The 23,638-nt window shown below is 38.2% G+C and carries 15 protein-coding genes and 2 pseudogenes; 4 read left to right on the forward strand and 13 right to left on the reverse strand.

Translation table 11 applies throughout. From position 1 onward, the window contains the following. Positions 1-4: 4 nt before the first annotated feature. Positions 5-502: a dUTP diphosphatase gene (dut, locus tag HXT55_RS04805; protein ID WP_009993670.1), complete on the reverse strand. Its 498-nt coding sequence runs from the start codon at positions 500-502 to the stop codon at positions 5-7. Further along, entirely contained in the window at positions 502-795 is a 294-nt protein-coding gene (locus HXT55_RS04810) for a DUF4193 domain-containing protein (RefSeq protein ID WP_004112589.1), read from the reverse strand. The genes dut and HXT55_RS04810 overlap by 1 nt, the downstream gene beginning before the upstream one ends. Before the next feature lie 205 nt (positions 796-1,000). Here HXT55_RS04810 and sepH point away from each other — a divergent pair, with 205 nt between their 5' ends. Further along, positions 1,001-2,332 (forward strand): septation protein SepH, encoded by a 1,332-nt coding sequence (sepH, locus tag HXT55_RS04815; protein ID WP_064622934.1) that lies wholly within the window; start codon positions 1,001-1,003, stop codon positions 2,330-2,332. A gap of 11 nt (positions 2,333-2,343) precedes the next feature. Here the strand turns inward: sepH and HXT55_RS04820 are convergent, their stop codons facing one another. Then, positions 2,344-3,537 carry an alkaline phosphatase family protein gene (locus HXT55_RS04820; RefSeq protein ID WP_064622936.1) on the reverse strand — a complete coding sequence of 398 codons (1,194 nt, stop codon included), beginning with the start codon at positions 3,535-3,537 and terminating at the stop codon, positions 2,344-2,346. Positions 3,538-3,682: 145 nt separating this feature from the next. Between HXT55_RS04820 and HXT55_RS04825 the strand changes: the two genes are divergently transcribed. Further along, the gene (locus tag HXT55_RS04825) at positions 3,683-6,352 is read left to right on the forward strand and encodes a DNA gyrase/topoisomerase IV subunit A (RefSeq protein WP_064622937.1); all 2,670 of its coding nucleotides are present in this window, start codon (positions 3,683-3,685) and stop codon (positions 6,350-6,352) included. Between the two features lie 265 nt (positions 6,353-6,617). Here the strand turns inward: HXT55_RS04825 and HXT55_RS04830 are convergent. The 4 genes and pseudogenes from HXT55_RS04830 to HXT55_RS04845 all read right to left on the reverse strand — a co-directional run bounded on the left by HXT55_RS04830 (position 6,618) and on the right by HXT55_RS04845 (position 13,095). Then, a pseudogene (locus tag HXT55_RS04830) lies at positions 6,618-9,288 on the reverse strand (InlB B-repeat-containing protein). A gap of 243 nt (positions 9,289-9,531) precedes the next feature. Continuing rightward, positions 9,532-11,529, reverse strand: coding sequence for an InlB B-repeat-containing protein (locus tag HXT55_RS04835; protein WP_421792592.1), 1,998 nt, complete (start codon positions 11,527-11,529; stop codon positions 9,532-9,534). A 218-nt stretch (positions 11,530-11,747) separates the two neighbouring features. Continuing rightward, entirely contained in the window at positions 11,748-12,926 is a 1,179-nt protein-coding gene (locus HXT55_RS04840) for an MFS transporter (RefSeq protein ID WP_004138548.1), read from the reverse strand. Next, complete coding sequence (locus HXT55_RS04845) at positions 12,919-13,095, reverse strand: hypothetical protein (protein WP_004112568.1); 177 nt, start codon at positions 13,093-13,095, stop codon at positions 12,919-12,921. The genes HXT55_RS04840 and HXT55_RS04845 overlap by 8 nt, the downstream gene beginning before the upstream one ends. Positions 13,096-13,404: 309 nt before the next feature. On the opposite strand from HXT55_RS04845, the gene HXT55_RS04850 reads away from it, so the two are divergent. Further along, a complete protein-coding gene (locus HXT55_RS04850) occupies positions 13,405-13,812 on the forward strand; it encodes a hypothetical protein (protein WP_004112566.1) in 408 nt (135 codons plus the stop codon). Between the two features lie 57 nt (positions 13,813-13,869). Beyond that, on the forward strand, positions 13,870-14,979 hold the full coding sequence (locus HXT55_RS04855) for a type II TA system antitoxin MqsA family protein (protein ID WP_004138546.1): 1,110 nt from the start codon (positions 13,870-13,872) through the stop codon (positions 14,977-14,979). Between the two features lie 144 nt (positions 14,980-15,123). Here HXT55_RS04855 and HXT55_RS04860 read toward each other — a convergent pair whose 3' ends face one another. The 6 genes and pseudogenes from HXT55_RS04860 to HXT55_RS04885 form a co-directional block, all read right to left on the reverse strand. After that, a complete protein-coding gene (locus HXT55_RS04860) occupies positions 15,124-17,493 on the reverse strand; it encodes a cell surface protein (protein WP_421792594.1) in 2,370 nt (789 codons plus the stop codon). 120 nt (positions 17,494-17,613) lie between these two features. Continuing rightward, positions 17,614-17,841 (reverse strand): DUF3791 domain-containing protein, encoded by a 228-nt coding sequence (locus HXT55_RS04865; protein WP_004111475.1) that lies wholly within the window; start codon positions 17,839-17,841, stop codon positions 17,614-17,616. After that, a complete protein-coding gene (locus tag HXT55_RS04870; protein WP_004115481.1) occupies positions 17,801-18,100 on the reverse strand; it encodes a DUF3791 domain-containing protein in 300 nt (99 codons plus the stop codon). The genes HXT55_RS04865 and HXT55_RS04870 overlap by 41 nt, the downstream gene beginning before the upstream one ends. A gap of 208 nt (positions 18,101-18,308) precedes the next feature. After that, positions 18,309-20,834: an InlB B-repeat-containing protein gene (locus HXT55_RS04875; RefSeq protein WP_421792596.1), complete on the reverse strand. Its 2,526-nt coding sequence runs from the start codon at positions 20,832-20,834 to the stop codon at positions 18,309-18,311. 35 nt (positions 20,835-20,869) lie between these two features. After that, a complete protein-coding gene (locus HXT55_RS04880; RefSeq protein ID WP_415681341.1) occupies positions 20,870-21,049 on the reverse strand; it encodes a primosome assembly protein PriA in 180 nt (59 codons plus the stop codon). 245 nt (positions 21,050-21,294) lie between these two features. Next, positions 21,295-23,503: pseudogene (locus tag HXT55_RS04885) on the reverse strand (InlB B-repeat-containing protein). Between the last annotated feature and the right edge of the window lie 135 nt (positions 23,504-23,638).

A 23,638-nucleotide genomic window follows, 5' to 3' on the forward strand; every position in this document is an offset into this window, starting at 1 on the left:
TAATTTATTGCACTCCAGTAGATCCAAATCCTTTTGTAGATCTATCTGATCCTGGAAGCTTATTTGCTTCAATAAAATTAGCTTCAACATAACGCTGGATAACTAGTTGAGCTATACGATCTCCACGATGGAACTGCACAGTATTGTTCGGATCCATATTTATCAACGGAACCTTAATTTCACCGCGATACCCAGCATCAACGGTTCCTGGCGCGTTAAGAACTGTAACACCTTGTTTTACAGCGAGACCAGAACGCGGATGAACTAGAGCAACGTATCCAGCTGGCAAAGCTATAGCAACACCAGTTGGAACCAGAGCACGTTCAAATGGGCGCAAAGTCACATCTTGCGTAGTTCGTAAATCCGCCCCAGCATCTCCAGCATGAGCGTAAGAAATATGTTCCATAGCAGGCTGATTACTATCAGTATCATTCAAATTATCCAAATACTTGATAAGAACTTCTACCTGTTCTGGACCAGTGTAGGTCTCGTCATAAGACATTAGGCTGCGCACTCCTTACAAACTGGCTGACCATCTTGAGACATTTGTGCAAGCTGACTACGATGCTTTACGAGGAAACACTCTGAGCAAATAAATTCATCACCCTGCATTGGTATTACTGTAACAGACGCATCTTCATTGCTTAAATCTGCACCTGGCAACTCGTAATCTTCTGCAATAGCATTCTCATCATCGTCTATATCGTTAGCAGAGCTTTGTGAACCCTTACTCAACGCTTCCAATGACTCCTCGTCTTCGTCTTTACTACGAGGAGAATCATAATCCTGTGCCATTATGGTCCTTTCGTTTTTAAAACTACTTACTAAATCTACTTTTATACTTTTAGCTATCTAATAAAAGCTACCTACGCGCATAGCATACATGAAAGCTACCCCGCATAGAATACTCGCTTTTTTATTCATAGAAAATGGCAAAGAAGGCAGACTATGGACTAAAGTATGTTATAAGTAGCGTTAAAAGCGAGGAAAGTGGTGCACAATGCTTGAAAATCCGCCAAAAGAGGCGAGTTTCGATCATGTGGATAATAATGGCGATTTAATTTTTATTTTTGAAAACACGCCGTTAAAAATTCATGTTGACGACACGCTGGAGCGCGCGATTGCCGAATCAAAAAAACTAACAAATGTTGGTGGCGATAATCAAAACACAGTTAATTCTATTGGTAAATCTGATGATTCGCCAGCTGCTACCACGGCAACACTACCTATATCTCAGATACAAGCACTGATACGTGCTGGTGTCGATCCAGAGCATGTTGCAAAGCGATATAACGTAAGCGAATCTCAAGTTAAAAGATTCTCTAGTGGCGTTGAAACAGAAAAACAGTATGCTATTGAGCAATTCTTAACAGTTCCAGCTCCAAAACAAAGCAATATGAGAACTATTTCAGATTTGATTGAACGAACTCTCGCAAAAGCACACATTGGAATGGAAACTGTAAAATGGCGTGCCACAAGACGCGGACTTGAACCATGGCTTATAACAGCAGAGTTCAACACTGCTACTCGAACAATAAAAGCAGAGTGGACTTGGAATATGCACGACAACTCTATTACATGCGCAAACCCTTCATCTAGATTGTTGCTTGGCGAAGAAGTCATGAACAATGATTCTTCTTCTAAAAAATCACAGTTTGGAGGAGCTTATAGAGACACAGTAAGCATAAACTTCCCATTCGCAAATGATGAGCTTCCAGGAAATTCGATTCGTTCTGCAAGAATAGAACGTGCTGTGAGTCAGTGGGAATCAAGGAATAGCGTTAATCTTGCAAATGTTGCTATTCAAACAGAGGCTGCACAAAAAGAACAAAACAGCAACAATACTAATAATTCTTTAGATGGTTATACAGAAAATCCAATTCTAAGCGATTTGGTATCAAACTCTACTCCATCTAACAATCCAGATAATACAGAACAGTCTTCTGCAAACGTAAAAAACATAGAAGCCGCAGAAACTGCTGCAAATATTGCAAACTCTTCTTCTAATTCTGGAATCTATAAGTCTAAAGAAAATTCAGAAAATGAAGATAGTAGCGAAAATGCGAGCGCAAACATTTCACAAGATAATTCTAGTGAAAATGCGGTAGTCGATTCTTCCAAATCTGCTTCTGCAAAAAGCAAATATGCAAATTCTAAATCAAACACTTTTGGATCAGATTCTGAAGATGCGCATGTTCAAGCAGATAAAACAGTTGCTATAGAAACTCCAAAAACTGAACCAAAACAGCATATGAACGAGCATACTAGGGCTAAGAAGAGCACGAGAGCTGCTGTTCCTAGTTGGGATGAGATTCTTTTTGGAGAGGCTTAATTTATCGTAAATCAAGCTATATCAACTAAACATGGAATATCCATTTCCATGTGACTCATAGAGCCATGAACGCTTGGTAAGCTCATGGCTTTTTCTGTTTCTATCCTAGAATCCACTATGGTTACGGAAGACTTTGCTTGAACAAGAACATCACCTATGACGCTTAATGCTAACGGGCTGACTTTCCCAAAAACACCATCTTTAACAGCTTGCTCTTTAGTTCTGACACGCGCTTTATCTTGCAAAACGTTAGACCATCTTAACGCAATGTCATCTGGATTTTCGCCATCTTCCGCGTAAAGCATAACAGACCTAGGCTCTCCCCCAACAAGCTTAACTCCTTTAGTAAGACGACTATCTTTTGCAATATCTATTTTCAAATCTGGATTTGATTCAATCATTCCATGGTCTGCAGTAATAACAATCAAAGTGCCTTTTTGACAATTCTTTTTTAAAAGACTCAGTTGCGCGTCTATCTGCTCAAAAGCTGAAACCCAATTCTCAGATTTCCAACCATAATTGTGACCAACTTTATCAATATCTCTAAGGTACAAATACGTTAAACCAGGCGTTTTAGTACTATTTGCAGCATTCATAATTCTTGCTCTAGGAGTTGATCCACTTATGAATTTAGCTCCCCTAAAAGCTGCTTGAGTTAGAGGAGAATCCTCAAATTTTGAAAGACTTACATGATTCGCTCTAACACCTAAATTAGAAAGCGACTCAAATATTGTAGGCTGGCGTTGCAAATCTAATGGATCTGGAGCATCCCTAAATTGGATTAATTGAGATAATGCACCCGTTTTAGGATTTTTTTGAGTGTATCCCGTCATTGCAGTAAGACCAGGGCATGTTCCAGTGCCAAAAGTTGCCATTGCTGCAACCGTAGTACTCGGAATACAAGTCTTTATTGGACGCTGATTTGCGCAATCGTTAAGAAGATAGCGCAAATAAGGAGCATGACCTTTTCTAATAGCAAGATTCCAATAGCCAAGTCCGTCTACAAGCACAACAACAGCACTCTGTGACTTCGGAAATCCAAGACTAATGCGCGCAGTATCAGGATCATTATAAACATCTGTACTAATCGAAGCATCAATCGAAGAGCTTACTGCTGGAAGAATCGCAGACAAACGAAGATCGGAGTTACACGAATCATCAACAAAATTCAGCAAATCATCCACAGACGGAATCTCAATACTCATAAGCAACATTGTAGTCAAAACACAAACTATACAAAATCATGAATAATGCATAACAGACTATGAGTAAAATAAGCATTTAATAAAGTTTTGTGCACATAAATTGGTATTATAAAGGCTTGTAAATCACTTCAAGGAGTTCAAAACCATGCCTTCACGCAGCAAATCAGCAAAACAAACCTTCGACCCTAGAAAGGTTAAGGAAAACATTGTTGAAACGCCGCTTAACGAAGAGATGAGCAAATCTTTCTTGGAATACGCATACTCGGTGATTTATGCACGCGCACTGCCAGATGCAAGAGACGGAATGAAGCCTGTACAGCGCCGAATCGTGTATCAAATGGGAAACATGAACCTTACCCCAGAACACGCATACATGAAGTCTGCTCGCGTTGTAGGCGAAGTGATGGGAAAGCTACATCCACATGGAGATTCCGCGATTTACGAAGCAATGGTGCGTTTGGCTCAGCCATTTTCTCTTAGACTCCCCTTGGTTGACGGTCATGGAAACTTTGGTTCCTTAGATGACGGTCCTGCAGCATCCAGGTACACGGAAGCACGACTAGCTCCAGCAGCGCTTGGAATGAATGCAGACATAAACGAAGATACTGTTGACTTTGCTCCAAACTACGATAATAAGCTAAAAGAGCCAACTGTTCTGCCTTCTGCTATACCAAACTTGCTTGTAAACGGAGCTTCTGGAATCGCAGTTGGAATGGCTACAAACATGGCCACTCACAATCTTGGAGAAGTTGTAGCTGCAGCAAAATACGTTATGAAGCATCCAAATGCTACCCTAGACGATTTAATGCAAATAGTTCCAGGACCAGACTGGCCTGGCGGCGGCATAATTATCGGTCGCAGCGGAATCCGCGAAGCGTATGAAACTGGAAGAGGCGCTTTTACAACTAGATCGAAAACGCATATTGAAAACGTTACAGCACGCAAAAAGGCGATTATTGTTACCGAATTACCATTTATGGTTGGACCAGAGCGCGTGCTCGAACGCATATCTCAAGGTATAAAAGCACGCAAACTAGACGGAATATCTGGAGCAATCGACTTAACAGATAGACATAACGGAACGCGAATCGTAATCGAAATAAAAACAGGATTCGACCCAAACGCGGTTCTTGCACAGCTTTTTAAGCACACTCCGCTGCAAGAAAGCTTTACGATTAACAACGTTGCACTAGTTGATGGAAGACCTCACACAATGGGTCTTCGAGAGCTTCTAGATGTGTGGATTTTGCACAGAAGAACCGTTATTAGAAGGCGCAGCGAATTTAGACTAAACAAAGCCAAAGAGAGACTGCACCTTGTAGAAGGATTGCTTCTTGCAATGCTAGACATTGACGAAGTAATTCAAGTAATTAGGTCTTCCGAAGATGCAGAAACCGCAAAATCAAAGCTTATTAGCGTATTTGATTTAGACGAGATTCAAGCGCAATACATTCTTGACTTAAGACTTAGAAGACTTACAAAAATGAGTCGAATAGAGCTAGAAGGCGAAAAAAACGATTTATTGCAAAAAATAGATGAACTTAACGAGATTCTAAGCTCAGCGAATCAGCTAGATAAAGTTGTGATTGCAGAAATGGATTACGCTGTAAAGCAGTGGGATACTCCTCGCAGAACGATTCTTTTAGACGAGCAAGAAGATGGCAGCTTTACGCCTGTTTGCACTAAGAACAGTAAAGAAGTTAATTCTGATTCAGCCATGGACGCAGTTATTGCAGCAAATCAATTGACAAATGCCCAGGCAGATGTTGCAGCAGCCGCAAGCGCCGCTCGTAAGTCTGGAGACGCTGACGCAACCTCAGCGGCTTTGCAATTAAGCGACGAACCGTGCGCCGTAGCTTTAAGCACATCTGGTCTTATAGCAAGAACTAGTGTTGAAACATTTAATAGATGGCAAGCACATTCTTCAAATATCTTTGACACTCCATGCTTAAACGTGTTTACTACTACCACGCGAGCAACATACGCTTTAATAACATCCGCAGGGCGATTAGTAATAGCGCATGTTGCAGACTTGCCACATTTAAATCAAGGAGATGAAAACGTTTCGGAATCTCTTTCCAATGGTGTTAAAGCAAGCGAATTATTAACTTCTACTCAAAGCACAGACCCAATTAGAGGAGAAAAAGTCGTAGCTGCTATTGCGTTGAGCGAATCTGATTCTAAAACTCCTCTCGCAATCGGAACAAAGAATGGCGTTGTAAAACGATGGAATTTTGAATCACCAACAACAATGGATTCTTGGAGCATTATTGACTTAAAAGACAACGATTCAGTAATTAATGCAGCACTTGCTAATGATGAAGATAGGCTTGTGTTTATAAGCAGCGATTCTTCCCTACTTACATTCGATGCAAAGCAAGTACGTGCGCAGGGGCGAAGCTCTGCAGGAATGGCAGGAATTAGGCTTAATGAAGGATGCACTGTTTCTGCTTTTGCTGTAGTTGCTAAAAATGATGTTGAATGGAATTACGAAGAGGGCGAAAATGGTCTATTTTCTGCTTCTGGAAGCGTAGTATTCACTCTTGCTGGAGATAGCGACGCGCTTGCTGGAACAGAAAACGGAGCTGCAAAGATTACGCCGCTAGAAATGTACCCTACAAAGGGTCGCGGCACCGGAGGCGTGCGATCACAGCGATTCCTTAAGGGGCAAAACACGATTTTGGCAGCATACATTGGAAACTATCCGCTTTACGCAACTACACAACGTGGAGCAAACGTAGAGCTGCCTAAGCCAGATATGCGAAGAGACGCTTCTGGAACCGAGCTGGTTTCCCCTATTGCGCATATTGGGTAATCATCTTTACTGCTATAGTTGCGATTTTGTTACTACAGTGGTAAAGAACTTGAACGATTTACGCATCATGAGGAGCCTTGGATACTTACTCGCGGCAATCTAAAAACTAATGATTCATCAAATAAAATAATCAGCAAAAACACAATAAAATCAAATTCCCCCTGCGAACAACCATACGAGTTACACAACAGGGGGAATTCTTGAATCACAATATCAACACAACATAACTAGATTCTTACATAAAATCAACCTACTACATGCATATTTAATGCTTGCGTCGAGACTTGAACATAGACAAACCAAAACCAGCAAACAAAGACACAAACAAAGTACTTATAGACATAACCAGTGAAACACCAGTATCAGGCAAATGCTTAGCAGGAGCCTTAGCACTATAAGCCTCACCAGCATCAACAGCCTTAAAACGCTGCTCAACAGAATGCTCCACTGGCTTATCCGAAGAATGAACAGGATTCAACACAGGCTGCTCAACAACAGAATACTCTGGATTCTCAGGAACAATCTCAGGAAGAGGAATCCACGAATCGTCAGGCACATTAGGAACATCAGGAACAAGCTTCGGCTCAGGTTCAGGAGTCGGTGTAGGTGTTGGAGTTGGTTCAGGTGTTGGAGTTGGTTCAGGTGTAGGAATTGGAGATGGTGTAGGTGCAGGAGGTATTTGCGTATAAATAGCGTAAACAGTAGTATCCTCGCTTACAATTGTGGACGCAGTAAACGCATCCCCAGTTCCATTTTTATCCTTATACCAACCATTAAAAGTAAAACCAGCTTTAGTAGGATTAGCTGGCATAGACTGATCAGTTAAACCATCACCACTAATAGAGAGACCTTGCTGAACTTTCACAGTAGCATACGGTTTCTTGTCATCATCATTTATAAATTTGACGGTAGCAATCTTTCTTCTCAACACAAAAGTAACAACTTTTTGAGTAGAAATTGAGTTATCCTTATGAATCGCAATATTAAATTTTGCATCAATTGTAGCGCTATTAATATCTGCTGAATTTTCTGGTTCAACAACCCACTCATAGTTTGTAGGCGCTTCAGCAGCAGACTTTACGATGTAGTTTCCAGGAGACAAATAAGCAAAACCATTGGAAAGATAACCAGCAGCTTCACTAAGCAAAGCCGTATTTTTATTTGTTATCATTGATTGTAATGCGTTTAACTCTGGAGCTGCGCTAGACTCAGATGACTTGAAATCACCAGCAATTTGCTTATCGCCAACGTAAAGTCCAAATTTCTTACCACTCTCGATCTTGTTTTGCAAATCTTTGTATCGCACAACAAGCTGAGTAGGAATTGGTCTAAATGTCACATAATAATGCTTTGTATTTAGTTGATTGTCATCTTTATCTCGAACAATACCGTAATTGAAATTTCCAGGTTTTTTGTCAGCATTTTTAGTAGTAAAAGTACCGTCTTTTGGCGTGTCTATATCATTACTGTAATACAAATAACCAGTGATTTGCGTGTTTTTAAGCTCTTCCATAGTTGGGCGCTTAATAGAATCTTTCTTGGGATCGCCTTCGTAGCTTAGAAGAGGCGTATACATATTTCTGACAACCTGATTATTACCAAACCTAACTTTGGAAATATTTTTCGCGTCAGACAAATCGGATAAATCCAACTTGGTAAACGGTTTAGTAGAGAACCTATCAGCTTCACCAGAACTACGTTGTGGAAGATCATCATTCCCTTTAATGTTTGCTGCCTTGCGATATTGCAAATCATCTACAAAGTGAAATTGCGCGCCACATTCAGGTAGAAAGGCGACATATCCAAAAATTCCAGATGAGTCTTCATGATTAAATCCTTCATAGCCAAAAATAGCTTCATGAGTGTTGTCACCCTCCATAACAACATGAATAAACGTTTGGTTCTTTCTCATATATACTGTGATATTTGTCTTATCAGCCAAATTGGATCCAATAAGCTTCCCATTTACCTCGAGCCTGTATGAGATCTTATTGTCGGGAGCTTTATTAAAGTCAAAATCTGCTGATCCATCTGGATTTTTTAGTTCGCGGGATGATCTGTATGGGTAAAATTGACCATCGGCAGTATATACACTTTCTTTATCAACCCGCGGGAAAAATATGAATGTATCAACTCTTCCAAGCCTGCCATTATATGTATTGATAATCTCATTAATACTTCTAGTATCGCCAGATGCTTGACCATTCTCTACAGAAAATTTCTTGCCATAAGGCGTATAAAAAATCTTTTGAATAGAAGGCAGAGGTCTAACAGATGTTGTTTTATCCTGCAGCTCTTTGACTTCAGCAGGTGTAATAACATTCGGGAACGGATTGGTTACATTCTTGTCATTACTAAAATCATATATGCCATCTTTATTAGGCTTAACTTCGCTTTTCTTCTCGCCATTATTTGTAGAATCTGTTGACGCCCTATCATCTTTTGCTGCTTTAACTGATTTTTGTGTACTTACTTCATCGTTTTTTGGTTTATCCGCATCAGTAGGATCATTTCTTTTATCAGCTTTGTTATCGGCAACAGAACCACTATAGTCGGAGGAAGATGTCAACCTAGTTTCACTACTGGAAGGATCAGCATTAGCAAAGTTAGATTCATGATCTTCAGAATCAGACTTCTGTTTTCTAATAATTTCTTGTGACTGTTTAGAAGCATGTGACTGCGCCAAATCGCGCGACTTTGCAGATATATCATTCTGCACATTTTCTTGTGATTTTACAGATTTTTGTGACTTTGCTAAATCACCAGGGAAAGCCCCCCCCCCCATTAGAAAAATCAACACTAGTGACATTCTGCTTCACATCTGATGCAGAATTATTTTCAGACGCATTCGCAGTTTGAGCCATGCAAAAAGCGCAAGCCGCAGTAGCAATACTCATCATCGTCGTTGACAACACGATTGCAGTTTTTTTATTCATTTTAGCCTCTTCACTAAAAACTCATAAAATTACATAAATTGTACAAACAACCATTAAGCAAAGCTTAAATCCACAAAACTTATAAACACTTTTGATTATACAATAAATAAACATTAAATATAAGTAGATGCACACAATATTTGCTTGAAAGTAGACAATACGATAGTAACGAATTTCCCCCTGATATATAAAACATCAGAGGGAAATTATCAGCATTCGCTCAAAACATTCATAAATGCAATACTAATTTTTGCGTTTAGCTATTCCAGCAAGCAAACTAGAAAAACCAGCGAAAAGGGATATGATTGAAATCACAAATGTTGAAGTTGCTGAAACACCAGTATCAGGCAAATGCTTAGCAGGAACCTTAGCACTATAAGCCTCACCAGCATCAACAGCCTTAAAACGCTTCTCAACAGAATACTCCACCGGCTTATCCAAAGAATGAACAGGATTCAACACAGGCTGCTCAACAACAGAATACTCTGGATTCTCAGGAACAGGAATCCACAAACCACCAGGAACATCAGGAACTGGTCTTGGCTCAGGTTCAGGAGTCACATCTGGCTCAGGAGTCGGTGTTGGCTTAGGATTAGGCGTAGGCTCCGATTCCGGCTCTGGAGTTGGTGTTGGAACAGGAGATGGCGTTGGTGTATAAATAGCATAAACTGTTATGTCACCCTTTACTGTAGTTTTTTCAGTAAATATTTTGCTTTTATCCTTACCTGTAGAATCTGCATTCCACTCTCTAAAAGTGTAACCTTTCTTAGAAGGATTCTTAGGCATTTTCTGATTGTCAACACTATTTTCACTTATGCTTTTGTTTTCCTTAACTTGCACAGAAGCATAATTTTCATTGCTATCATTCACAAAAGTGACTTTGTAGATCTTAGTTTTAGGAACAATGTTGTAGGTAAAGTGCGAAATACCAATTATCCTAAATTGTCCATTGATAATATCGTAAAACAGGCACTGACCTTCAAGCTTGCCAGATTTTACTGCTATATATTTGCCTTCTTTATTCTTCTTAAAATAAGATGAATTTTCAATCTGTACTGGAGTACCATCTTCTTTGAATCCTTCCACTACATTAATACTCTGATTGACACCTTCTTTCGTAATTTTAATAGGACTTTTATATTCGTCTCCTACTTCAATAGTGAAAGTTCCAGGATTCTGGTTATCGAACACAGAATCGCCCTTCTGCGGATTATTAGATGGGAATAATTGATACTTAGCCAAATTATCTTTTACATCAATTTCAGTAATTTTATTACCTTGGAAAGCATCGCTACCAATTCCAGAAAGATAATACGGCTTAGAGTCTGAATCGTGCTCTTTGCCCTTGTCATCAATTACGCCTTCAAACACAACTTTTTCAATTTCATTAGCTACAAAAGCACCATTATGTATTGAAATTACACTTTTCGGAATAGTAACAGTTCCCTTAATTTTGTTCCAGCCGAACGCACCGTATTCGATGATTTTAAGAGATTGCGGAAGAGTGACACTTTCTATATAATGTTCACCCTCGATATGCTCATGATTTTTGCCAACTTGTTTCGCTTTACCTGTAAAAGCAACTTCTCCAATTACTTCTATACCTTCTGGAATTACAATATGTGGATTTTTCTTAAGCTTGGCAAGTCCTTTTTCGTTAAGACCTGGAACAACTTCATTAACAGTACCAGTAGGAGTACTAATGTCTTGTCTATATCCAATCTGCTTCCCATCTTTGGTAATATTAAAATCCTCACGAGTCCAAGTTAAAGATGCATCATCTATAGTACCCGAATCAGTTGAAGCTGCTCTGGATTCTTCAGATGCAGTTACGCTTCTATCTTCACGATTATTTGTTTGAAGATTAGTATTGCTTACATCAATAAGAGTTTGAGTAAGTATAGCATTTTCAGAATTTTCAGCATCAGTTACAGATTCAGAAGCTTTAGAAGATTTAGTAGATTTTGCAGTTTCGGTAATTTTTGCAGCTTCATTAGAATTGGAGGAATTGATATTTTCAGAGGATTTTACGGAAGTGCTATCTAAAGCCCCCCCCCCATGCTGGTTTTTACTAGAATTTGCAGCATAAGAGTTTGCGTTAGAAGAATTTACAGTTGTATTAATACCATCACTCACTGAGGTATCGGCAGCATTTGCACTTTGCGCTACACAAAAAGCACACGCAGCAGTAGCAATACCCATCATAGTGCTAGTCAAAATTATGTTAGTTCTCTTACTCATTTTTCCTCCCGCAAAACCAAATTTTCTAGAATAATTACCAAAATAACGGAATCAACACCAAAACAAGTATAATACAGGCATTTAACAGCATTGAATCTTCAGACATTCTACAACTTACAACTTCAATCTCAACAAAATGTAACCAAACTCACAATAAGCTTAATAAATCTTAAACAAACAACCATTAAGCCAACAATCACACAAAAACATTCTCATACTCAACTTTTGCAAGTCCGAAGCAATTGCATATGCATAAACGCCATTATAGATAGCAAAATAATCAAATATACTGGAAGCAAAGACATAGACACGTTTTGACCAATAAACCCAAAGATTGCAGGCATCAACATTGATCCAATATACGCGCTAGCCATTTGCATGCCAACAATCGCTTGTGATTTATCAGCTCCAAAATAATGCGGTGTAGAGTGAATAACACATGGATAAATAGGCGCACACCCTAAACCAATAATCACAAATCCTGCAACTAATGCTATATGATTTGGCAATGGCAATAACAACACAAGAATGCCTAGAATCATCACTAGTTGTCCAAGACGAATCATGGTTTCGTCATTAAAACGCATTGTCAAAAATCCGCTTATAAATCGTCCTGCTGTAATACCAACATAAAATAAACTTGCCCATCCCGCTGCAACAACACGGCTAACGGACCCATACAAAACCATGTAACTACTAGCCCATAATCCTGCAGTCTGTTCAATAGCACAGTAGCAGAAGAACATTATAAGAATATTTTTAGCTCCAGGAATGCGCAAAACTTCCGCAAAAGATAGCGTTTTATAATATTCTTTAGATATCTGAATAGATTTCTGTAATTCATGTGCTTTACGATTATTCCACAATGGCAAACTTATAAACAATATTACAGTTAATATCACTTGAACAATCGCAATATACTGATATCCTGCGGACCATCCCAATCCGTGAGAAAGCGCAAAACCCATAACGTAAGGTCCAGCTGAAGCTCCAATACCCCACATGCAGTGAAGCCAGCTCATATGACGGCTTTCGTAGTGCAAAGCAACATAATTATTAAGAGCAGCGTCTACCCCTCCAGCACCTAGCCCGTACGGGATTGCTAACAAAATAAGCACAATATAATTCGGCGCAAAAGAAAAACCCAACAATGCCAATGCAGTTAAAGCAACAGACACAAACGTAACTTTGCCTGCACCAAAACGCTTAGTCATCCTGTCACTCAGTAGAGCAGAAACAATAGTTCCTGCAGAAATAACCATTGATATTCCGCCAGCCCAAGAAATTTGCGCGCCAATATCGTGACTCATAGTCGGCCAAGCAGATCCTAAAAGAGCATCAGGCAAACCCAAACTGATAAATGCTAGATAAATAATTGCAAGAAGAAGATTAATCATATTCACATATTAATTCATTAAACGAGTTATAAGTTTTTGTATTAGGATCATATTTCATTTGCTCAGCTTCTTCAAGTGCAGCAAGCGTATCAGAATTGGGAATATTATATTTCTTGCAAAGAGCACAATCTGTTGTAGAGAGATCAAAAATAGCATCTAAATCAGTCATGCAACACTCCTACTGCAAATATGTGTTACTAGGAAAGACAAAAATTAGCAACAATAAAAATGATACAATATTCAACAGCATAAGCAATACTGTAAGTGACCAAATGAGTTCAACGTCTTATTTAAACTAAATAAAAGTTTCAAATTTACATTTTATTGAAGATAATCTTAAAGGATAAAAACAAGCCAAATACATTAATAAGGCTAATAAATTTTATTCTAGAATGCTTAGAAATTATTTATGCATCAATAGATGCATTTTTCTTGATAAATGCACCTATTTTTTGTATCATACGACTAGAGGTGATGTATGAACAAGAACTATAATCAGAATTACACAAAAGAAGAAATTTCAGCAATACTTGCAAAGATAAAAGACTGCATAAGGAATGACCGTTTTACCATCTCGTTAAACGAAAATCGTCAAGAAAACATAAACTTCATTCGAGAATACAACATACGATCAGATATTCAGAAAAATATACTTCTCAACATAGAAGTGGAAGATTTTTGTCATTCGTTAAAAAACAAAAAAAGAGGCTATGAATATGAAACGCTTTACGTATTCGCACCACGCGTAAAACTATCACACGTAGGTAAATGTGAGATGGTAAACATTTACACGAAGTTTAATATCATTACTATTTCTCAGCAAAATAGAACAGTTGTTATTTCATTCCATAAAGCAAATAAACAGATAGATTATTTATTTAAATAATCTAATAAACAACTCAAAAAGATAATAAATCTGCTAATTTTCAATAAAAGGCTCATAATGAAAGATAATAAGACATTTTGTGAAGAATGCAGGAATGACGTTGAGTACTCAACAAAATCCGTTCCAATGACTGCATCTATCAAAGGAAAACAATATTCCTACACTGGCACAGAAGCACACTGCAAAGAATGCGGCTCTGCTGTATATGTACCCGAAATTATTGACGCGAATCTTCGAGCATTGTATGACGAGTATCGTAAAGAAAACAATATTATTCCGCTTGACAAAATCAACGAAATACCTGCTAAATACTCAATAGGCAAGCGTCCACTTTCACTGCTTCTCGGTTGGGGTGAACAAACGTTTTCTAGATTTGCAGACGGAGACATTCCTTCAAAACAATATTCTGATATTTTGCTACGCATTTATAATGATCCGGAATATTACTTGCAATTATTAATCAGCAATAAGGATAATCTGAAATCTGCAATTAGTTACGAAAAAAGTTATAAAGCAACACAAAAACTAATACGCGAATTACAAAATAACTTTGCAAACAATAACTTTGATGGCAATAAGTCGAGTGACAAAATAAACAATGTAATACAATACTTGCTTATAAAGTGTGAGGATATAACTACCCTAGCCTTGCAAAAATCCTTATACTACATTCAGGGTTTTTATTTCGCTTTTTATAAATCATTCATATTTACCGATGATTGTCAAGCATGGATTCATGGACCTGTATATAAAGACGTCTATTTGCGTTATAAAGACTACACTTTTACTCCAATAGATTCACCGACAACAGAAATATCAGGAATTAAATCATCAGAAAAATTAGCGGATTACAAACATGTTCAAAAAAGCGATGTGACATTATTTACAGCAGAACTAACAACTACACTATCATCTACAGAAAAAGCAGTATGCGATAGCGTTATTGACAATCTTTGCTGCTACAGCGGTAAAGAACTTGAACGATTCACACATCATGAGGAGCCTTGGATACTTACTCGCGGCAATCTAAAAACTGATGATTCATCAAATAAAATAATCAGCAAAAAGATAATTGGCGAATACTTCACAAAAATAAAAGAAAAATACAATATGATAAATCCAGACGATATTCGCCAGTATGCGAAAGATATGTTTGCCAGTAAATAAAGCGAAACAGAAACAAAACACAATAAAATCAAATTCCCCCTGCGAACAACCATACGAGTTACACAACAGGGGGAATTCTTGAATCACAATATCAACACAACATAACTTAGATTCTTACATAAAATCAACCTACTACATGCATATTTAATGCTTGCGGCGAGACTTGAATAGAGACAAACCAAAGCCAGCAAACAAAGACACAAACAAAGCACTTATAGACATAACCAGCGAAACACCAGTATCAGGCAAATGCTTAGCAGGAACCTTAGCACTATAAGCTTCACCAGCATCAACAGCCTTAAAACGCTGCTCAACAGAATGCCCCACTGGCTTATCCGAAGAATGAACAGGATTCAACACAGGCTGCTCAACAACAGAATACTCTGGATTCTCAGGAACAACCTCAGGAAGAGGAATCCACGAATCATCAGGAACGTCAGGAACGTCAGGAACTGGTATTGGCTCAAGTTCAGGAGTCACATCTGTCTCAGGAGCTGGAGTCGGAGTTGGTGTAGTTTCAGGAGTTGGAGATGGCGTAGGAATAGGAGGAGTTGGCTTCTTCTTCAATACAAAAGTAATAAATTGTATAGCAGTAGTCTTTCCAGTTTGAAGTCCGATATTAATATCTGCACTAGTTTTGGAATCCTGCTTATTTGAATCTACAACCCAATCGTACCCTTCAGGCGCTTGAGCTGTAGGTTTTACAGTATAGTTTCCTGGAGTCAAATACACAGCACCGTTAGATAAGTAACCAGTAAAACCTTTAAGAAGAGTAGTGTCAGTTGACTTCATCATAGTCACTAGATCGTTTATACTGCTGGCAACAATATCACCACTCGCAGCAGCAAATTCATTGCCAATTTTCGCATTACCAGAATCTAAAAGCTCGTACTTTGCATTTGATTCAAATGTTCCATCAGACTTCTTATACTTAACGACCAACTGCGTAGGAATTGCTCTAAAAGTAACATAATAATGTTTACGTGTAAGACGCTTAACAGGCTTGCCATCCTTCATTTCATAAGCAAAGGAAAGATAGTGATTACCAGGATCTTCCTTAGTATCCTTATCGTTCGCAAACTCATGATTCTTGTTCTGAGGCTTATCAATGTCATTATCCCAATACACGTATCCTGGAATATTCTTACCAGTAAGATCAGTAAGTATAGGACGCTTCGCATATTTTATATCTGGATCTTTATCAAAAGACAAAATAGATGTCTTACCGTCACCACTATCTGTTCGATAGAAGGCTGCTTTATCAGTTATTACAGCAGAAGTACCAGAAATATCCGCCAATCCCGCAATTTCGTAAAATGGAACCGACGATATTAGAGTACCCTTCTTCTTGTCTGCATCAGTTAAAGATGGATGAGTGTCAGAATTTCCTCGCTGCTTTAACTTACCATCTTTATCTACCCCATTTGGATTCTTAGATCTATATTGCAAATCATCCACAAAATGGAACTGCGCATCTGCTGCAGAAAAATAACGATTATAACTTGTATTGCACCCAGCATGATGACAATAAACATACACAAATTTAAATCTTTCAAAATTAAACTTATACTTATACGTGAGTTTTAGGTATAAGTAATTTTTGAAAGCATACTCAGAGCGAATATCAATAGACTTTTTACAATTCTTTGCAACAGTATAACCATTTAATTCAAAATCAACTGGTTCAGCAGAAGCTGTAATTGTTTGTTCAGAGCCTGCATAAATACTACCATCTTTTGATATAGAACCATTTACAGACACACCCTGAGATGAAGTAATCTGTGACTCATTTTTGCCAGAAACATAATCATTTTTATATACTTTGTAAACAATATATTCTCCATCAACATTCTTTAAGAATCTATTTTTAACAATCTCACTTTTGGGATTAGGATTATCTGAAGTGGCAGCAGGCTTAAAATAAATTTTTTCTACAGAAGTTTCTTTATTCTTAAACGCTTTTTCAATCTCGTCATCTGAAATTACATCTGGAAATGGATTTGTGATTTTTTTAGTATTATTCACATAAGTATACTTAATTTGGTCATCATCTTCACCAGTCTTTTTGTAATTAGCAGCAGTATCAAAAACAGGCGTTCCCTCATGAACGCTTCTATCTTCACCAATAGATTGAGAAACATTTTGCGTCTTTGCATTGCCATCAAGTGAATTGTTTTTAAGAATACTGCCAGTAGACGCAGTAAGTACAGTGTTATGAATATTTTCACTAGTAGTTTCAGAATACTTACTATTTTTCGCAAATTTTGTCGGTTTTGAAGTTTTCGATGGATTCTCAAGTTCTGTAGATTCTATAGATTTTACAGAAGCGCTATTTAGATACCCCCCCCCATCGGCGGAATTAAAACTTACAGCACCTAAATTTTGTGTAACATTGGCAGAATCAACAGTAGAAGATTCAGAAGCATTCGCAGCCTGTGATACGCAAAAAGCACAAGCAGCCGTAGCAATACCCATCATAGTGGTAGTCAGCATAAGACCAGTTCTCTTATTCATTTACCCTCTTAAAAAATAGATAACGAGATAATGTAAAAACGTATACACATTGTACGCTTTATAGTCGAAATACTAATGCAAGCATGATATATCACGCAATCGTTTAATTTATTATAAAAGTCATGCATTAACACACATTTTAGAATTATGCATCTCATCAAGCAGATCTTGGACTAAATATCCATCGCTCATACAATGCATATCCGAAATACCATTACGCATCAAATCATAAGTAACAGAATGGTAAAACACGTCAAGCGCCTGCTCATAACTCAACCCAGCACGCTCAGCTAGCAAACTTACAACCCTAGCATACTTCTTTTGCAACAAAATAGGATTCGCCTTCAAAATCCATCACTCCCCTAAAACTTGCCACACCTTTTTCACGCATAAAGGAAATAATGTCATTTGTAATATACTCTTTGCCTTGAGTATGCAAAACATCATAAGATGGAACAATATAAGACATAAGAATATTACTTTTCTTAGTCGAAGCATCATACGTATCTCGAGGGTTTTGATTAAGCTTATTTGCAACATTTTCAATACAAAATATTGCAAAATCAAGCTTATCTTTGTCAAAGACTTCTTGCTTATTACCAATCATAAACCCTCCTTTTTAAGATAAAGCACAATAGAACACTGACTTACAAAGTAATAATTCTTAAAACAAACCTTTAATACAGTTTACATCAAAAATCGCATATAAAATAAGGCTTCTGACTTTATGTTATAAAACATTTACTCAGAAGCCTTATTCCAATATTTTTTAATTCTTATACGCGTTTATACGCGATTATATGCGATATTTGCGTTTAATGCTTGCGGCGAGACTTGAACATAGACAAACCAAAACCAGCAAACAAAGACACAAACAAAGCACTTATAGACATAACCAGTGAAACACCAGTATCAGGCAAATGCTTAGCAGGAGCCTTAGCATTATAAGCCTCACCAGCATCAACAGCCTTAAAACGCTGCTCAACAGAATGCTCCACTGGCTTATCTACAGGACGAACAGGATTCAACACAGGCTGCTCAACAACAGAATACTCTGGATTCTCAGGAACAATCTCAGGAACAGGAATCCACGAATCATCAGGCACATAAGGAACATCAGGAACGTCAGGAACTGGTATTGGCTCAGGTTCAGGAGTCACATCTGGCTCTGGCTTAGGCGTAGGCTTAGGCTTCGATTCCGGCTCTGGCTCAGGAATCGGCGTTGGTGTTGGCTCTGGTTTCGGCTCAGGTTTAGGCTCCGGAATCGGAGTAGGTTCAGGAGTTGGAGATGGCGTAGGTGCAGGAGTCCTTTGCTTATAAATGGCGTAAACAGTAGTATCAACGTTTACGATTGTGGACGCAGTAAACACTGATCCATTTTTGCCATCAGATGCGGTATTCCACTCCTTAAAAGTAAAACCATCTTTAGTAGGATTATCTGGCATAGACTGATCAGTTAATTCATCTCCACTAATAGATAGACCTTGCTGAACTTTCACAGTAGCATACGGTTTCTTGTCACCATCATTTATAAATTTGACGGTAGCAATCTTTCTTCTCAACACAAAAGTAACAACTTTTTGAGTAGAAACATTATCATCTTTGTGCACTGCAATATTAACATTCGCACTAGTTGGAGCACTATTAATATCTGATGAATCAACAACCCACTCATAGTTTGTAGGCGCTTCAGCAGCAGACTTTACGATGTAGTTTCCAGGAGACAAATAAGCAAAACCATTGGAAAGATAACCAGCAGCTTCACTAAGCAAAGCCGTATTTTTATTTGTTATCATTGATTGTAATGCGTTTAACTCTGGAGCTGCGCTAGAGTCAGATGACTTGAAATCACCCGCAATTTGCTTATCGCCAACGTAAAGTTCAAATGGTTTACCACTCTCAATCTTGTTTTGCAAATCTTTGTATTGCACAACAAGCTGAGTAGGAATCGGTCTAAAAGTCACATAATAATGCTTGACTGTTAACTGGTTATCATCCTTATCGCGAGCGATACCGTAATCGTAGTTGCCAAAATTTTCAGTATTATCCTTGGTAAATTTGCCTCCATTAGGAGTATCAATATCGTTACTGTAATAAAGATAACCAGGGATGTTAGTGTTTTTAAGCTCTTCCATAGTTGGGCGCTTAATAGAATCTTTCTTGGGATCGCCTTCGTAGCTTAGAAGAGGCGTATACATATTTCTGACAACCTGATTATTACCAAACCTAACTTCGGAAATATTTTTCATGTCAGACAAATCGGATAAATCCAACTTGGTAAACGGTTTAGTAGAGAACCTATCAGTTTCACTAGAACTACGTTGTGGAAGCTCATCATTCCCTTTAATGTTTGCTGCCTTGCGATATTGCAAGTCATCAACAAAATGAAATTGCGCGCCACATTCGGGTAAAAAGGCAACATATCCAAAAATTCCAGATGAGTCTTCATGATTAAATCCTTCATAGCCAAAAATAGCTTCATGAGTGTTGTCACCCTCCATAACAACATGAATAAACGTTTGGTTCTTTCTCATATAAACTTTGATATTAGTCTTTTCAGCCAAATTGGATCCAACAAGCTTCCCATTTACCTCGAGCCTGTATGAGATCTTATTGTCGGGAGCTTTATTAAAGTCAAAATCTGCTGATCCATCTGGATTTTTTAGCTCGCGGGATGATCTGTATGGATAAAATTGACCATCGGCAGTATATACACTATCTTTATCAACCCGCGGGAAAAATATGAATGTATCAACTCTTCCAAGCCTGCCATTATATGTATTGATAGTCTCATTAATACTTCTAGTATCGCCAGATGCTTGACCATTCTCTACAGAAAATTTCTTGCCATAAGGCGTATAAAAAATCTTTTGAATAGAAGGCAGAGGTCTAACAGATTTCGTTTTGTCCTGCAACTCTTTAACCTCGGCCGGTGTAATTACATTAGGGAACGGATTTTTTATATCCTTATCATTACTAAAATCATATACGCCACTTCCATCAGGCTTAACTTCGCTTTGCTTATCGACATTAGCAGGCGACTCTACTACCGCCCTATCATATTTTGCTGCTTTAACTGATCTTTGTGTACTTACTTCATCGTTTTTTGGTTTATCCGCATCAGTAAGATCACTTCTTTTATTAGCTTTGTTATCGGCAACAGAACCACTATAGTCAGAGGAAGATGTCAACCTAGTTTCACCACTAGAAGGATCCGCATTATCAAAGTTAGATTCATGACCTTCAGAATCAGACTTCTGTTTTCTAATAATTTCTTGTGACTGTTTAGAAGCATGTGACTGCGCCAAATCGCGCGACTTTGCAGATATATCATTCTGCACATTTTCTTGTGATTTTACAGATTTTTGTGACTTTGCTAAATCACCAAGGAAAGCCCCCCCCCATTAGAAAAATCAGCACTAGTGACATTCTGCTTCACATCTGATGCAGAATTATTTTCAGCTGCATTCGCAGTTTGAGCAATGCAAAAAGCGCAAGCAGCTGTAGCAATACTCATCATCGTCGTTGACAACACGATTGCAGTTTTTTTATTCATTTTCGCCTCTTCACTAAAAACTCATAAAATTACATAAATTGTACAAACAACCATTAAGCAAAGCTTAAATCCACAAAACTTATAAACACTTTTAATTATACAATAAAGATAAACATTAAATATAAGTAGATGCACACAATATTTGTTTGAAATCAGATAAGACGATAGCAACGAATTTCCCCCTGATATATAAAACATCAGAGGGAAATTATCAGCATTCGCTCAAAACATTCATAAATACAATACTAATTTTTGCGTTTAGTTATTCCAGCAAGCAAACTAGAAAAACCAGCGAAAAGGGATACGATTGAAATTGCAAATGTTGAAGTTGCTGAAACACCAGTATCAGGCAAATGCTTAGCAGGAGCCTTAGCATTATAAGCTTCACCAGCATCAACAGCCTTAAAACGCTGCTCAACAGAATGCTCCACTGGCTTATCTACAGGACGAACAGGATTCAACACAGGCTGCTCAACAACAGAATACTCTGGATTCTCAGGAACAATCTCAGGAACAGGAATCCACGAATCATCAGGCACATAAGGAACGTCAGGAACTGGTGTTGGCTCAGGCTCAGGAGTCACATCTGGCTCAGGCTTAGGCGTAGGCTTCGATTCCGGCTCTGGCTCAGGAGTCGGCGTTGGAACAGGAGATGGCTTAGGCTCTGGAATAGGAGTCGGTGCAGGAGTCGGAGACGGAGATGGCGTAGGTGCAGGCGCAGGCTTAACCTTATCCTTAAATTGCGCGTACACTGTCATATTGCTCTTTACAACCGTGTCTTTAGTGAAGGCGTCGCCTTTACCATCTTTCTGAGTGTTCCAACCTGCAAAGTCTTTATTAGCTTGCGTCGGATCAGCCGGCATGGACTCACTTGTCCATTCGTCTCCATCGATCGACTTGTTCTCTTGCACTTTTACTTCTGCAAGCTGGGTGTCGCCATTCATAAATGTAACTTTATAACCCGATTCCACCCACTTTGGAAATACAACAAACGTATGGTTAGTAGAGCAATATTGAGTTCCTAGTTTACTGCCAAACGTATTAACGCCCTTGTTGTCTCGTATGAGGGCAAACAAATACGGATAGTCAATATATGGTTTCGTTCCAAAGGGCGAATATGCAACCGTTGTACTGTTTATTACCTTTTTATCGTCGTCGCTCATACGATCAAATGACGTATATGGCCCACCGTTTGATTTTTGAGCAACATAGAACTGCCAACCATCAAACTTATAGCCCGCTTTCACAGGATTCGTTGAAGGGAACTGAATTTTATTATCTTTTACACGCAGACGCGCAAAAATATTGTCATCATTATACGTGAAATTCCAGTTACCATCTGATCGATAGCTTCCATCACCCTTTTTTGGCTGCTCATACGAGAAGCACTTGTCTGCCACAGACTCATCTTTGGCATAGACGATTTCCAGGACATTCAGGCGGAAATATTTGTTTTGATACGTTTTATTAGACCCTTTAGACGGATTCCACTTAAAGTGGTATATCTCGCCTTTAAATTCGTTTCCCTCATTGGCTGAAACATTATTATACGTCACATAATACGGGCTTGGAATTGTGCTATTTACTACGGATACTTCATATGTATGAGTTGAATCATAACTACCCAAGCTTTTTGTTGCGCTCGTAGCAGTGTTAGGATCATAGGTGCCAGCGGTTGTTGCTACTATTTTATTATCAGTTGTATCTTTTATCTGAAACTCTATATTCTTAAAAGCATTTTTTACATCTTGTCTTGATGAGTCTAGTGTAGAACCAAAATCCCAACTACCAAAATTTAATTGGCCAAAATCGCTATCACTTTTAACAAATGCGTTTTTGCCGCCTGCATATTCCTCATTCATAGTTTCCCAGCATAAACTCACCTTAAGTTCAGTTGTTTGTGTTTGAGGTTTCTGTGATTGATTGGGATCTGGCTTACCACTAGCGAAAAGCGCTTGATTAAAAATTGTTGGAGAAACTGAGTCATCATTAACTTTAGACTTTGAATCAATATTTAATTCAGTCTTTGTATCAGTATTTACAACAGAATCTGCATTATATTTAGTAGTAGTCTCAACTACAGAATTTACATTAGTATTTGCAGAAAGCTTGATACTAGACTTTACATTACTCTTAGTCTCAAGCTTGGATTCAGTCTTTATATCAGACTTCGTATCAATATTTGTACCAGACTTTGGTTTCACATTCTCTTCAGATTTTGCATTACTTTTTTCAGAAGAATCAGAAGACTTTATTACACTCTTATCAAAAGTACCAGTTTTTTGAGAAGAGCTATTTTCAATTGGGGGGGGGGGTAGTAACTTTTGCAGTTGAAGTGCCAGAATCCACGTAAGTATCAGCAGCATTTGCAGTTTGAGCCATGCAAAAAGCGCAAGCAGCAGTAGCAATACTCATCATCGTAGTCGATAATAAAATCACAGTTTTCTTGTTCATTTTTCCCTCTTATAAAACAAATTCTAAGAAAATCAATAAATGCAAAATCCCAGATTCACTTCCACTATTGAAGCAAACCTGCATTCGCAATTATATCATAAAATCATTATAACTTAACTAAATGTCATAATGTAA

The sequence above is a fragment of the Gardnerella sp. KA00718 genome, assembly GCF_049244285.1.
Taxonomy (GTDB): Bacteria; Actinomycetota; Actinomycetes; order Actinomycetales; family Bifidobacteriaceae; genus Bifidobacterium; species Bifidobacterium vaginale.

Bases quoted from the DNA above. Each gene is read 5' to 3' on its own strand.
- dut (WP_009993670.1), bottom strand. From the start codon at position 502: ATGTCTTATGACGAGACCTACACTGGTCCAGAACAGGTAGAAGTTCTT.
- HXT55_RS04810 (WP_004112589.1), bottom strand. From the start codon at position 795: ATGGCACAGGATTATGATTCTCCTCGTAGTAAAGACGAAGACGAGGAG.
- sepH (WP_064622934.1), top strand. From the start codon at position 1,001: ATGCTTGAAAATCCGCCAAAAGAGGCGAGTTTCGATCATGTGGATAAT.
- HXT55_RS04820 (WP_064622936.1), bottom strand. From the start codon at position 3,537: ATGAGTATTGAGATTCCGTCTGTGGATGATTTGCTGAATTTTGTTGAT.
- HXT55_RS04825 (WP_064622937.1), top strand. From the start codon at position 3,683: ATGCCTTCACGCAGCAAATCAGCAAAACAAACCTTCGACCCTAGAAAG.
- HXT55_RS04835 (WP_421792592.1), bottom strand. From the start codon at position 11,529: ATGAGTAAGAGAACTAACATAATTTTGACTAGCACTATGATGGGTATT.
- HXT55_RS04840 (WP_004138548.1), bottom strand. From the start codon at position 12,926: ATGATTAATCTTCTTCTTGCAATTATTTATCTAGCATTTATCAGTTTG.
- HXT55_RS04845 (WP_004112568.1), bottom strand. From the start codon at position 13,095: ATGACTGATTTAGATGCTATTTTTGATCTCTCTACAACAGATTGTGCT.
- HXT55_RS04850 (WP_004112566.1), top strand. From the start codon at position 13,405: ATGAACAAGAACTATAATCAGAATTACACAAAAGAAGAAATTTCAGCA.
- HXT55_RS04855 (WP_004138546.1), top strand. From the start codon at position 13,870: ATGAAAGATAATAAGACATTTTGTGAAGAATGCAGGAATGACGTTGAG.
- HXT55_RS04860 (WP_421792594.1), bottom strand. From the start codon at position 17,493: ATGAATAAGAGAACTGGTCTTATGCTGACTACCACTATGATGGGTATT.
- HXT55_RS04870 (WP_004115481.1), bottom strand. From the start codon at position 18,100: ATGATTGGTAATAAGCAAGAAGTCTTTGACAAAGATAAGCTTGATTTT.
- HXT55_RS04880 (WP_415681341.1), bottom strand. From the start codon at position 21,049: ATGAATAAAAAAACTGCAATCGTGTTGTCAACGACGATGATGAGTATT.